Origin of the sequence: Micromonospora sp. NRRL B-16802, from assembly GCF_001279555.1 — a bacterium.
In the GTDB taxonomy this organism is placed as follows: Bacteria; Actinomycetota; Actinomycetes; order Mycobacteriales; family Micromonosporaceae; genus Micromonospora; species Micromonospora profundi.
Map to the genome: position 1 here is coordinate 42,558 of NZ_LGEB01000110.1, position 12,275 is coordinate 54,832.

Annotated in this window: 13 protein-coding genes and 1 pseudogene; 8 read left to right on the plus strand and 6 right to left on the minus strand. The window is 71.6% G+C overall.

Translation table 11 applies throughout. The features are described 5' to 3' along the window. The first annotated feature begins 461 nt into the window (after nt 1–461). Nucleotides 462–2,531: a phosphate acetyltransferase gene (gene pta / locus ADK66_RS27135; RefSeq protein WP_053660256.1), complete on the plus strand. Its 2,070-nt coding sequence runs from the start codon at nt 462–464 to the stop codon at nt 2,529–2,531. Next, nucleotides 2,528–3,640: pseudogene (locus tag ADK66_RS27140) on the plus strand (acetate kinase); the annotation flags it as partial. The gene pta and the pseudogene ADK66_RS27140, both read left to right, overlap by 4 nt. Nucleotides 3,641–3,655: 15 nt before the next feature. On the opposite strand, the gene ADK66_RS27145 reads toward ADK66_RS27140, so the two are convergent. Next, on the minus strand, nt 3,656–3,958 hold the full coding sequence (locus ADK66_RS27145) for a hypothetical protein (protein ID WP_053660258.1): 303 nt from the start codon (nt 3,956–3,958) through the stop codon (nt 3,656–3,658). Between the two features lie 23 nt (nt 3,959–3,981). Between ADK66_RS27145 and ADK66_RS27150 the strand changes: the two genes are divergently transcribed. Next, nucleotides 3,982–4,878 carry a hydrolase gene (locus tag ADK66_RS27150; protein ID WP_053660261.1) on the plus strand — a complete coding sequence of 299 codons (897 nt, stop codon included), beginning with the start codon at nt 3,982–3,984 and terminating at the stop codon, nt 4,876–4,878. Between the two features lie 26 nt (nt 4,879–4,904). On the opposite strand, the gene ADK66_RS27155 is transcribed toward ADK66_RS27150, so the two are convergent. After that, on the minus strand, nt 4,905–5,345 hold the full coding sequence (locus ADK66_RS27155) for a MerR family transcriptional regulator (RefSeq protein WP_053660263.1): 441 nt from the start codon (nt 5,343–5,345) through the stop codon (nt 4,905–4,907). A gap of 90 nt (nt 5,346–5,435) precedes the next feature. On the opposite strand from ADK66_RS27155, the gene ADK66_RS27160 reads away from it, so the two are divergent. Then, on the plus strand, nt 5,436–6,485 hold the full coding sequence (locus tag ADK66_RS27160) for an aldo/keto reductase (protein ID WP_053660265.1): 1,050 nt from the start codon (nt 5,436–5,438) through the stop codon (nt 6,483–6,485). Nucleotides 6,486–6,553: 68 nt separating this feature from the next. Further along, nucleotides 6,554–7,525: a chlorophyllase gene (locus ADK66_RS27165; protein WP_082377694.1), complete on the plus strand. Its 972-nt coding sequence runs from the start codon at nt 6,554–6,556 to the stop codon at nt 7,523–7,525. A gap of 54 nt (nt 7,526–7,579) precedes the next feature. On the opposite strand, the gene ADK66_RS27170 is transcribed toward ADK66_RS27165, so the two are convergent. From ADK66_RS27170 to ADK66_RS27180, 3 genes are all read right to left on the minus strand, one after another. Beyond that, a complete protein-coding gene (locus tag ADK66_RS27170; RefSeq protein ID WP_053660268.1) occupies nt 7,580–8,542 on the minus strand; it encodes a Zn-dependent alcohol dehydrogenase in 963 nt (320 codons plus the stop codon). 119 nt (nt 8,543–8,661) lie between these two features. Continuing rightward, a complete protein-coding gene (locus ADK66_RS27175) occupies nt 8,662–9,840 on the minus strand; it encodes an NADP-dependent malic enzyme (protein ID WP_053660270.1) in 1,179 nt (392 codons plus the stop codon). 143 nt (nt 9,841–9,983) lie between these two features. Continuing rightward, the gene (locus ADK66_RS27180) at nt 9,984–10,334 is read right to left on the minus strand and encodes a S24/S26 family peptidase (RefSeq protein WP_053660272.1); all 351 of its coding nucleotides are present in this window, start codon (nt 10,332–10,334) and stop codon (nt 9,984–9,986) included. Between the two features lie 84 nt (nt 10,335–10,418). On the opposite strand from ADK66_RS27180, the gene sodN reads away from it, so the two are divergent. From sodN to ADK66_RS27195, 3 genes are read left to right on the plus strand one after another with little or no spacing between them, the layout of a single operon-like run. Next, the gene (gene sodN, locus ADK66_RS27185; RefSeq protein ID WP_053660274.1) at nt 10,419–10,823 is read left to right on the plus strand and encodes a superoxide dismutase, Ni; all 405 of its coding nucleotides are present in this window, start codon (nt 10,419–10,421) and stop codon (nt 10,821–10,823) included. Next, nucleotides 10,820–11,341: a GNAT family N-acetyltransferase gene (locus tag ADK66_RS27190; protein ID WP_053660276.1), complete on the plus strand. Its 522-nt coding sequence runs from the start codon at nt 10,820–10,822 to the stop codon at nt 11,339–11,341. Before sodN ends, ADK66_RS27190 begins: the two co-directional genes overlap by 4 nt. Nucleotides 11,342–11,373: 32 nt before the next feature. After that, the gene (locus tag ADK66_RS27195; protein ID WP_053660278.1) at nt 11,374–11,781 is read left to right on the plus strand and encodes an ATP-binding protein; all 408 of its coding nucleotides are present in this window, start codon (nt 11,374–11,376) and stop codon (nt 11,779–11,781) included. A 79-nt stretch (nt 11,782–11,860) separates the two neighbouring features. Here the strand turns inward: ADK66_RS27195 and ADK66_RS27200 are convergent, their stop codons facing one another. Beyond that, nucleotides 11,861–12,250: a hypothetical protein gene (locus ADK66_RS27200; RefSeq protein ID WP_053660280.1), complete on the minus strand. Its 390-nt coding sequence runs from the start codon at nt 12,248–12,250 to the stop codon at nt 11,861–11,863. Nucleotides 12,251–12,275 lie beyond the last annotated feature (25 nt).

Below are 12,275 nucleotides of genomic sequence, written 5' to 3' on the forward strand. Positions count from 1 at the left end.
GGCCGAACCGCAGCCTGCCTCGCCTGCGGGCATCGACCTCCCGATCGACGTATCGTCGCTGCTCACACGGTGGGCAGTCATGGCGCGAAGTCTAGGCGCGAATATCGCTCACCTTCATCTTCCGTCTCGCTGATGAGACATGGGCCGCACGCATGGGCCCCAGCAAAAAGATCATGCAGCCGTATGACTACTCAGAGTAGTCGCCCATTCGGTCGATCGACCGCCAGGCCAGGTCTGATCGGGCCGGCCGACGTGACGAACCGGGGTCGTACCCCGCCGAGCAGCCGACCCACCCCCTCGAACCGGACCGCCCCCGCACCCGGCCCGGCAGACGGCGCATGTCGATCGCCTCGCCCGGTCGCCGGCACGGCCACATTCGCACCCCATATCCGGCTGGTGATGTCGCGGTCCAGGGCCACCGGACCCGCGCGCGGCAGACGGTGATCTTCTAGGGTGGGTGCGTGGCCCGCAGCGTCTATCTGACCAGCGTGGGGTCCGGCGGGGGCAAGTCGACCATCGCCCTCGGCCTCGCGGAACTCCTCTCCCGGCAGGTCGAGCGGATCGGCGCGTTCCGACCGCTTGTCTCCGGCAGCCGACCCGACCCGATCCTCGCGCTCCTGCACGACCGCTACCGGATCGAAGTGCCCGAGGACGAGCTGACCGGCACGACGTACGCCGAGGCGGCCGCGCTTGTCGCCGACGGCCGCCGCGAGGAGCTGATCTCGCGGATCGTCGAGCGGTACCGGGCTGTCGAACGGCGCTGCCCGGCGGTGGTCGTGGTGGGCAGCGACTTCGCCGACGGCGGGGACGGCGCCGGCCCCCGCGAGCTGGCCTTCAACGCCCGGCTCGCCACCGAGTTCGGCAGCGTGGTGGTGCCCGTCGTGGACGGCTTCGGCCAGCCGCCCGAGTCCATCGCGGCGACGGCGCGTGGGGCGTACCACGATCTGGTGGACCTGGGCGCGACGGTGCTCGCGGTCATTGCCAACCGGGTGTCCGAGCCGATGACGTTGCCAGAGCTGCCGGTTCCCGCGTACGCCATCCCGGAGGTGCCGACCGTGTCGGCGCCGACGGTGGCCGAGGTCGCGACGGCGCTCGACGCCACGCTGCTGGCTGGCGACGACGCCACACTCGGTCGGGACGTCCTCGACTACGTGGTCGGCGCGGCGCACGTGCCGATCCTGCTCGACCACCTGACCGAAGGGGCGCTTGTCATCACCCCCGGCGACCGCGCCGACCTGATCGTCGCGGCGAGTGCCGCGCACGTGGCCGGGCAGGTCTCGCTGGCAGGCGTGATCCTCACCCTCGGCGAGCAGCCCGACCCCCGGGCGATGCGCCTTGTCGAGCGGCTCAACACCGGGTTCGCCGTGCTGTCGGTGCCCAGCGACAGCTACGACACCGTCGAGGCGTCCAGCCGGATCGAGGCGCGGCCCAGCCCGGCCAACCCGCGCAAGGTGGAGGCCGCCCTCGGCGCGTTCGAGGGCAACGTGGACACCGCCGACCTGGCCCGCCGGCTGCGGGTCAGCCGGTCGGAGCGGGTCACCCCGCTGATGTTCGAGTACGACCTGATCGACCGCGCCCGGGCCAACCGCCGCCGGCTGGTGCTGCCGGAGGGGACCGAGGAGCGGATCCTGCGCGCCGCCGAGATCCTGCTCCGCCGGGGCGTGGCCGACCTCACCCTGCTCGGCCGTCCGGACGACATCGCCCGCCGCACCCGTGAGCTGGGCATCGACCTGACCGGCGCGGACGTCGTCGACCCGGTCAGCAGCCCCTGGCGGGACGAGTTCGCGGCCGAGTACGCGAAGCTGCGCGCCCACCGGGGGGTCACCGTCGAGCTGGCGTACGACGTGGTGGCGCAGGCCAACTACTTCGGCACCCTCATGGTGGCCACCGGGCACGCCGACGGAATGATCTCGGGGGCCACGCACACCACCGCCGCCACCATCCGGCCGGCGTTCGAGATCATCCGTACGGTCCCGGACGTCTCGGTGGCCTCCAGCGTCTTCTTCATGCTGCTCGCCGACCGGGTGCTCGTCTACGGCGACTGCGCCGTCAACCGCGACCCGGACGCCGCGCAGCTCGCCGACATCGCGATCTCGTCGGCCGACACCGCTGCCCGGTTCGGCATCGAGCCCCGGGTGGCGATGCTGTCGTACTCCACTGGCAGCTCGGGCGCGGGCGCGGACGTGGAGAAGGTCGCCACGGCCACCGAGCTGGTCCGGGAGCGCCGCCCCGACCTGCTGGTCGAGGGACCCATCCAGTACGACGCGGCGATCGACCCGGCGGTGGCCGCGACCAAGCTGCCCGGCAGCCCGGTGGCCGGCAAGGCCACTGTCTTCATCTTCCCGGACCTCAACACCGGCAACAACACCTACAAGGCGGTGCAGCGGTCCGCCGGGGCGGTCGCCGTCGGCCCGGTGATGCAGGGCCTGCGCCGGCCGGTGAACGACCTGTCCCGGGGCGCGACAGTGCCGGACATCGTCAACACGGCGGCGATCACCGCCATCCAGGCCGCCACCGAGGAGGGCTCGTGAGTCGGGTACTTGTGCTCAACTGTGGGTCGTCGTCGGTGAAGTGGCGGCACTACGACGGGGACCGGACCCTGGACAAGGGCACCGTCGAGCGGGTCGGCGAGCCCGGCGGCGGCCCCGCCGACCACGCCGGGGCCGTACGGCAGATCCTCGGCGATCTGGACCTGGACGGGCTCACCGCGGTCGGGCACCGGGTGGTGCACGGCGGGCGGAAGTTCAGCACCCCGGTCCTCATCGACGACGCGGTGCTGACCGCGATCCGCGACCTCGTGCCGCTCGCCCCGCTGCACAACCCGGCCAACCTGGCCGGCATCGAGGTGGCCCGGGCGGCGCTGCCGGACGTCGCGCAGGTCGCCGTCTTCGACACCGCGTTCCACCACACCCTGCCGGAGGCCGCCGCGACCTACGCGATCGACCTGGACACCGCGCAGCAGTACGGCATCCGCCGGTACGGCTTCCACGGCACCTCGCACGCGTACGTCTCCCGACGCACCGCCGAACTGCTGGACCGCCCGTACGACAAGCTCAACACCATCACCCTGCACCTGGGCAACGGCGCGAGCGCCTGCGCGGTGTCCAACGGCCGCAGCGTCGCCACCTCGATGGGGATGTCCCCGTTGGAGGGGCTGGTGATGGGCACCCGCAGCGGCGACCTGGACCCGACCGTGATCTTCCACCTGCGCCGTGAGGGCGGGATGTCGGTCGACGACATCGACGACCTGCTCAACCACCGCAGCGGCCTGCTCGGGCTCACCGGCGTCAACGACATGCGCGAGGTGCTGCAGCGCCGGGCGGCCGGGAATCGGGCCGCCGCGCTGGCCTTCGACGTGTACTGCCGGCGGATCACCGGGTACGTCGGCGCGTACTACGCGCTGCTCGGCCGGGTCGACGCGATCACGTTCACCGCGGGTGTGGGCGAGCACGCCGCGCCGGTGCGGGCCGCCGCACTGGCCGGGCTGGCCCGGCTGGGCATCGCCGTGGACTCTGACCGCAACGACGGCGACGGCGACCGGCTCATTTCGCCGGACGGCGCCGAGGTGAGCGTGTGCGTCATCCGCACCGACGAGGAACGGGAGATCGCCCAGCAGACCCGTGAGGTGGTCGACGGCGGCGGCTCGCAGCGCCAGCTAGGCGACGAGCCAGGCGACGACGGCCACCAGGAGCACGACGACCGCAGCCACACCGATGATCAGCGGGAGGCGGGACGGTGACTCCGTCGACCCGGCGGCCTCCGGCGTCTGGGTGAACGCGCGGAACGCCTCGGTGTTGCCGCTGGGGTCCGTGTAGTTCTCAGCCATGCCGGTGACAGTAGCGAAGACGGCGTCGGCGTACCGTCCCGCCCACTCCGTCGGCCCGTGTCGACCCGGCCGGCGGAGTCGACCCACCCGGGTGGCGGTGCAGCCGGGCCGGACGGCGGGCTCGCGGCGCACCCTCTGCCACCTACGGTGAAGCCATGGGGGCGGGGCGGCTGATCGCCGTACTTGTGGTGTCGGCTCTGTTGGCTGGCTGCGCGCCTGCCACCGCCGCGCCGGGCGGGTCCAGCATCCCGGCGCCGGCGCGTCGGGCGCCCGAGGGGTCGTACGCCGTCGGCGTGCGTACGTTCACCCTCGATGCGCGCTCGGCGCGTCCCCTGCCGGTGACCATCTGGTACCCGTCGTCGACCGGCAACGTGGCCCCCGGGCGGTTCCCGGTGGTGATCTACAGCCACGGTCTGTACAGCCGGCCCGAGTTGCACGCCGGGCTGACCACCCGGTGGGCGGCGGCCGGATTCGTGGTTGCCGCCCCCGCTTACCCGCACACCCGACAGGGAGCCGCCCGGTTCACCCGGGCCGATGTCCGCAACCAGCCCGCCGACGGCTGGCGGCTCATCCGGCACCTGAGCCGCCTCGACAGCGAGCCCACCGATCCGCTCGCCGGCCACCTGGACCTCGCGTCGATCGCCGCCGCCGGGCACTCCGCGGGCGGCTTCACCACAAGCGGCATGTTCGCCGAGGGCCACCCCGCCCGGCTGCGCTCCGGCATCGTGATCGCCGGCGGCGGACTGCCCGGCAGCTTCGCCGGGCCCGTCGCTCCGCTGCTCTTCGTGCACGGTACGGCCGACCAGGTGGTGCCGCTGACTGTCGGCCGGGCCGCGTACGCGCGCGTACCGGGGCCGGCCGCGTTCCTCAGCCTGCTCGGTCAGGGCCACGGCGAATACCTGACACCGGGCAACCCCGGTTTCGCGGCGGTCCTCGCCACCACCATCGACTTCCTCCGCTGGACCCTCTACGGCGACCGGGCAGCGGGAGCACGCCTGCCCGTCGGCGCCCGCACGCCCCTGACCCGCTACGAGTCCCGTCCGCCCCACTGACACCAACACCCCGGCTCGCGAACCGGTTACACGGCCACCTGGCCGGTCGATGTGGCGTCGTCCCCGCCCTGGCGTTCGGCGTTGCCATCCTGGTCGAGCAGGTCCTCGTACACGCCGATCTTGAAGGTGATCAGGTCGAGGCACTGGGCGAGCCGGCCCATCTGGCCGGTGACGCGCTCGTGGTGCTCGCGCAGGAGCGCGAGCCGCTCGCGCTCATTGCCGACGCCGTCGCGGACGAGGTCGGCGTACCGCCGGAGCGCGGGCAGCGGCATGCCCGAGGCGCGGAGAATGATGCAGACGGTCAGCCAGTCCACGTCGTCCTGGCTGTAGACGCGACGTCCGCCGGGGCCGCGGCGTATGGGGCTGACGAAGACGCCCTCCTGCTCGTAGAAGCGCAGTGCGTGCACGCTCAGACCGGTGCGCTCGGCGACCTGCCCGATGCTCAGAATCGCGGGGACGTCAGCCATGTCGTGCAGGATAACGAGGGTTGACCTAGAGCCGACTCTAGCTCCTAGGGTGCCAGGTGATCATCAATGAATCGCCAGAGGAGCATCGCCATGCGCTACCGCACCCTCGGCGGCACCGGCATCGAGGTGAGCACCCACTGCCTCGGGACCATGATGTTCGGTGCCGTCGGCAACCCCGACCACGACGACTGCGTCCGCATCGTCCACACAGCCCTGGATGAGGGCATCAACTTCGTGGACACCGCCGACATGTACGGCCAGGGCGAGTCCGAGCAGATCGTCGGGAAGGCACTGCGAGGGCGGCGCGACGACGTCGTACTCGCCACCAAGGCGCACTTTCCGATGGGCGAGGGGCGCAACCGCGGTGGGAACTCGCGACGGTGGATCCTCACGGCGGTCGAGGAGAGCCTCCGGCGTCTGGACACCGACTGGATCGACCTCTACCAGATCCACCGCCCCGACCCCCGCACCGACATCGAGGAGACGCTCTCGGTGCTCACCGACCTCGTACGCCAGGGCAAGATCCGCGCCTTCGGCTGCTCGACGTTCCCGGCCGAGGAGATCGTCGAGGCGCACCACGTCTCCGAGCGTCGCGGCCTTGGCCGGCTGCGCACCGAGCAACCGCCGTACTCGATCCTGGCCCGGGGAGTCGAGGCCTCGCTCCTGCCGGTCTGCCAGCGCTACGGCATGGGGGTGCTGGTCTGGAGCCCTCTCGCCTTCGGGTTCCTCACCGGCAGATACCGCAAGGACCAACCCGTCGACCTGTCGACCGGGCGTGCCGTCCTGCGCCCGGCGCAGTTCGATCCCACGATCGCCGAGAACACCGCCAAGCTCGACATCGTCGAACAGCTCGTCGACCTCGCCGCACAGGTCGGCTGCACGCTGCCGCAGCTCGCCATCGCCTTCACTGTGGCCCATCCCGCCGTCACCTCGGCGATCATCGGGCCACGGACCACCGGGCAACTGGAGGATCTGCTCAAGGGCGCCGCGCTCACCCTCGACGACGCCGTCCTCGATCGGATCGACGAGATCGTGCCGCCCGGAACCAACAGGTACAACCCCAACGCCGCCTTCCCACCGCCCGCACTTACCGACACCGCACGCCGACGGCGACCACTCGCCGAACGCGCCGCAGCGTGAGGTGGGTGGGTGACGGAGTCGGCACAGCGCGCCCAACCCGGTGACCCCGGCAGGGCACAATTGGCCTCATGTCTCGTCGCGTCACTGCCACGCTGCTGGCCACCACTCTGCTCATGGCCGGTCTGGTCGGCTGCTCCTCGGACGCCCCGGAGACCGAGAGCGCGCCGGCGCCGGCCACGCCACCGCCCGCCGCCAGCGCCACACCGACACCGCAGGTCCCCGCCGGGACCGCGCCGGAGACCGCCTTCGCCGTCGGCGTACGCCAGCTGAAGCTGAACCGGGACGGCCGTGCGCTGCCGGTCACGCTCTGGTACCCGGCGGCCGGGAAGGCCGGCGGCGCGGCGAAGCGGTCCGCGACGGCCGCCCAGGGCCGTTTCCCTGTGGTGATGTTCAGTCACGGCCTCACGGGCCACCCGGACGACTACGCCCCACTGCTGACCCGGTGGGTGGCGGCCGGTTTCGTCGTGGCCGCTCCGATCTTTCCGCACACCTCGCGGGGCAGCGACGGCAAGCTCGTCGACGTGCTCAACCAGCCGGCCGACGTGTCGTACGCGCTGACCCAGGTTCTCAACCTGGACGCCAAGGCCGGCGACGGCCTGCGCGGCAGGCTCGCCACCGACCGGGTGGCGGCGGCCGGCCACTCGGCCGGCGGGGTGACCACCATCGGCCTCTTCACCGGCGCCCGGGACGAGCGGCTGGACGCCGGGGTCGTGTTCGCCGGTACGGCCGTCGGCGTGGGCACCGCCTTCGCGGGTGCCGCCGCCCCGCAGTTGTTCGTGCACGGCGAGTTGGACGAGGTCGTCGACTACGCGGCAGGCAAGGCCGTCTACGACAAGGTGCCCTGGCCGAAGGCGCTGCTGAGCCTGCCCAAGGGCGACCACGGTCGGGGGCTGCTCGGCAACGTCAAGACGCTGCGGGTCGTCTCGGACACGTCAATCGAGTTCCTCCGCTGGTCGCTGTACGGCGACGCCGCGGCCAAGGAACGCCTCTCCACCGGTGCCGAGCGCGGCGACCTGGCGACCTTCGACGATCACCTCTGAGCACTGCCGCCCCGCGTTGCGCCCGCGCCGGGCAACGCACGGGACAGCAGCGCGTCAGGCCGTGTGGTCGATGACGATCTTTCCGAAGGCCTCTCCGGAGTGCAGGCGGGCGAAGGCGTCCTCGACCCTGCTGAACGGCACCACGCTGTCCACCACCGGGCGCACCTCGTTCTCGGCGCAGAACGCCAGCAGCTCGTACAGCTCACCGGGGGTGCCCATCGAGGTGCCCAGGATCTCCAGCTGCATGGCGAAGACGCGCCGGAGGTTGATCGACGGCTGGTGTCCGGCCGTCGCGCCGGACACCACGATCCGGGCCGTCGGCGCTGCCGACTTCAGCGAGTGGTCGAAGGTGGCAGCGCCGACCGTCTCGATCACCACGTCGACCCGCTCCGGGAGCCGGGCACCCGGTTCGAAGGCGGTCGCGCCGAGCGCGGTGATCCGCTCCCGCTTGCCGGCGTCGCGGCTGGTCGCGTACACCCGCTTGCCCATCGCGACGGCGAGCGCGACGGCCGCGGTGGCGACGCCACCGCCCGCGCCCTGGACCAGCACGCTGTCCGCGTCCGCGACGCGGCCCTTGGTGGTGAGCATCCGCCACGCGGTCAGCCAGGCCGTGGGCAGGCACGCCGCATCGGTCGCCGCCAGGCCCTCGGGCAGCGGGATCAGATTCGACCGGGGTACGGCCACCCGCTCGGCGAGCGTCCCGGCGAAGTGCTCGGAGAGGATTGACACGCCGCGCGGGTCACCCGGGGTGACGACCACCGGGTAGACGACGACCTCGTTGCCTTCGGGGTCCACTGCGACCGCGTCGCAGCCGAGGATCATCGGTAGCTGGGCCTCGGTGAGCCCCACCCCGCGCAGCGACCAGAGGTCGTGGTGGTTGAGCGAGCTGGCCCGGACCTGCACCGTCACCCAGTCGTCCTCCGGGTGGGTCGGCTCGGGTCGCTCACCGACGGTGAGCGCGGCGAGGGGATCGGCGTCGTCGAGTCGGGAGGCAAAGGCGGCACGCATGATCGGCACGGTAACAAGCTGAGCGGCCGTTAAGAAGGGCCCTTCCCACGCCCGGTGCGTGAGAAAGACCCTTCTCCTTTGACTCCCCGCGCCGACCTCATCCTCGACGACGCCCGTGGGTCAGCAGCTCACCGGCGGGCGACGCCGTCACGACGGGCCGCCTCGGCGACGGCTTCGGCGACGGCCGGCGCGACACGCGGGTCCAGCGGCGACGGAACGATCGCGTCGGCGGTCAGCGACTCTGCCACCACGCCGGCGATGGCGTCGGCGGCGGCGACCTTCATCCCCTCGGTGATCCGGGTGGCCCGCGCGTCCAGCGCGCCGCGGAACACACCGGGGAAGGCAAGCACGTTGTTGATCTGGTTGGGGTAGTCGCTGCGCCCGGTCGCGACGACCGCGACGTGCCGGGCGGCCACGTCGGGATGCACCTCCGGAGTCGGGTTGGCCAGCGCGAACACGATCCCGTCGGGTGCCATCCCGGCGACCGCGGCCTCCGGGATCTGGCCGCCGGAGACGCCGATCAACACGTCCGCGCCACGCAGCGCCTCGGTGATGTCGCCGTGCCGGCCGGCGGCGTTGGTGCTCGCCGCCAGCTCGGCCTTGGTGCCGGTCAGCTCGGTGCGGTGCCGGCCGATGATCCCCTTGGAGTCGCAGACGACCACCTGGTCGGGGTTGACGCCACCGGCGATCAGCATCTTGGTCACGGCGACGCCGGCGGCGCCCGCGCCGCTCACCGCCACCCGCAGGTCGCCGAGCTTGCGGTCGAGCAGGCTGGCGGCGTTACGAAGCGCGGCGAGCACCACGATCGCGGTGCCGTGCTGGTCGTCGTGGAAGACCGGGATGTCAAGCGCCTCGTCCAGCCGCCGCTCCACCTCGAAGCAGCGCGGCGCGCTGATGTCCTCCAGGTTGATTCCGCCGAACGAGGGTGCCAGCGCCTTCACCACCGCGACGATCTCGTCCACGTCCTGGGTGTCCAGGCAGATCGGCACCGCGTCCACACCGGCGAACTGCTTGAACAGCACCGCCTTGCCCTCCATCACCGGCAGCGAGGCGCGCGGGCCGATGTTGCCGAGCCCGAGCACCGCCGAACCGTCGGTGACCACTGCCACCGCGTGCGACACCCACGTGTAGTCGTCGGCCAGGTCGGGGTCGGCCGCGATCGCCTCACATACCCGGGCAACACCAGGGGTGTACGCGAGGGACAGGTCCTCGCGGCTGGTGAGTGGCACCGTCGAGGCGACGGCCATCTTGCCGCCCACGTGCAACTGGAAGACGGGATCAGCGGGGTCCACGGTGGACGAAGACATGGTGGTGACTCCAGGATCTGGCGAACAGATGGGGCGGCCGGGCCTCGCCGCGAGGTGGGCAGCGAGCGTGGCGCGCGGTGCGGGGGGTCACCCGGGCACTTTGCGAGCATAGTGTCGACACCGCCGCCCCGATGTGAGCAGGGTCATAAAGGGTGACGGGACACCCGTCCGGGACGCGGCCAGTAGCGGGCCACCACCCTCCCCCGCACGTCGGCCACCCCGTACGCCCGGGAGTCGTCGGTGACCAGGTCGTTGTCCCCGCGCAGCCACCAACCGCCGTCCTGCGGCCGGACCGCCCGCTTCACCACCAGCAGCTCGGGGCGCGTCCGGAACACCGCGACCACCACGTCACCGGGACGAACAGGGCGGCCGCCCGGGCGGACCAGCACCGCGTCACCGTGCCGTAGCGTCGGGGCCATGGAGGGCCCGGTCACCAGGACAGCGGTCAGCGGCCACCGCAGCCGGGGAGCTTCCGCTGGTTGATCGGCGCGCACTGGTTTCACCTCCAGCCCGCTCGGGGAGCAATCCCAGGAGTAATGTCGCCTTTGATCATCGCAAACCTGCCATGGAGGATCCCGATGCGACTTTCCCGCATCCTTGCGCCCCGCGTCACCGCGAGCGCTCACTGCGACCTGCCGTGCGGCGTCTACGACCCGGCTCAGGCTCGGATCGAGGCCGAGTCGGTCAAAATGATCTGCGAGAAGTACCAGGCGAACACCGACCCGGAGTTCCGCACCCGGGCGGTCATCATCAAGGAGCAGCGCGCCGAGCTGGTCAAGCACCACCTGTGGGTGCTGTGGACCGACTACTTCAAGGCGCCCCACTTCGAGAAGTACCCGAACCTGCACACCCTGTTCAACGAGGCCACCAAGCTCGCTGGCGCCGGTGGCGTCAAGGGCAGCCTGGACCCGGCCACCGCCGACCAGCTGCTCGCGAAGATCGACGAGATCTCGAAGATCTTCTGGGAGACCAAGAAGGCGTGACGTCTCCCGTCATTCCGACGATCCGGCCGGCACGTCCCGAGGACGTGCCGGCCGTCGTCGCTATGGTGCACGAGTTGGCGGAGTACGAACGCGCGCCCGACGAGTGCCACCTCACCACCGACCAGCTGACCTCGGCCCTGTTCGGCGCGGCCCCCGCCCTCTTCGGCCACGTCGCGGTGGACGAGCAGGACGTACCGGTCGGCTTCGCCCTGTGGTTCCTCAACTTCTCCACCTGGGCCGGGGTGCACGGCATCTACCTTGAGGACCTGTACGTCCGACCGGCCGCCCGGGGCACCGGCGCGGGCCGCCTGCTGCTCGCCACCCTTGCCGACATCTGCGTTCAGCGGGGCTACCGGCGGTTGGAATGGTGGATGATCGACTGGAACCCGGCGGCCGGCTTCTACGCCTCGATCGGCGCCGAACAGATGAGTGAGTGGGTCCCCTACCGACTCAGTGGTGACGCGCTGAACGACCTGGCCACCCAAGTGCGAGCCGTCGCGGCGCGCCCGAACCATTGACCGGGTAGAGTCCCCGACCGGGGGGATGAGGCGTGACTCAACTGACCGGCCAGCCAGCGACCGACGACGACGTGGTGCACCTCACCGTGCCCGCCGACGGCGGTTACCTCGGCGTGCTCCGCACCGCCACCGCCGGCCTCGCGGCCCGGTTGCAGTTCGCGCTCGACGAGATCGAAGATCTGCGGATCGCTGTCGACGAGGCGTGCGCCATGCTGCTCGCCATCGCCACCCGGGATGCCGAGCTTGAGTGCCGGTTCTCGGTGACCGACGACGCCCTGACCGTCGAGGTGACGGTGCCGACAGTGCGAGGTGCCACGCTGCCCGGCGAGTCGTCGTTCGCCTGGAAGGTGCTCACCGCTCTCACCACCTCGGCGGCTGCCACGGCCGCCGACGGCCGGGCGACGATCTCGTTGCTCACCCGCCGCTCCAGCGCCCTCTGACCAGTTCGTCACGCGCGCGGTAGCCCGGGCCGCTGACTCGGCATTCCGCTCGCCCGGCGGTCGTCTCCGCCGGCGTTTGTCACTCGAAGCCGAGGGCTCGCGTTGTCGGAGGGCTCACCAGAAGCCAGGCGATGCCGAGACCGAGCGCCATGAGCGGCACGCCCAGCCAGCCCAGGCCGGCCTGGATCATGAACCATCCGATCGGCAGCAGCATCAACTGGAGCACGATCGCGGGGGCGCGTGCGCCGGCCCGGCGGCGCAGCAGCGCGCGGCCCAGCGCCCAGAGCGCGACAGCCCCGCCGATGGCGAACGCCGTCACCAACAACGCCGACGCGAGGTCGGTGGTGGTGGCGGTGATGTCGGCCCAGACCAGCCACGCGGCGATCAGCCCGACGGCGACCGCCTCCGCCCACAGCAGCCGAACCGCCCAGCGGAGTGTGACGGGAATCGGAGCCGAGTCGATGGTCACGCGCGCCACGATACCTGGGCTACCG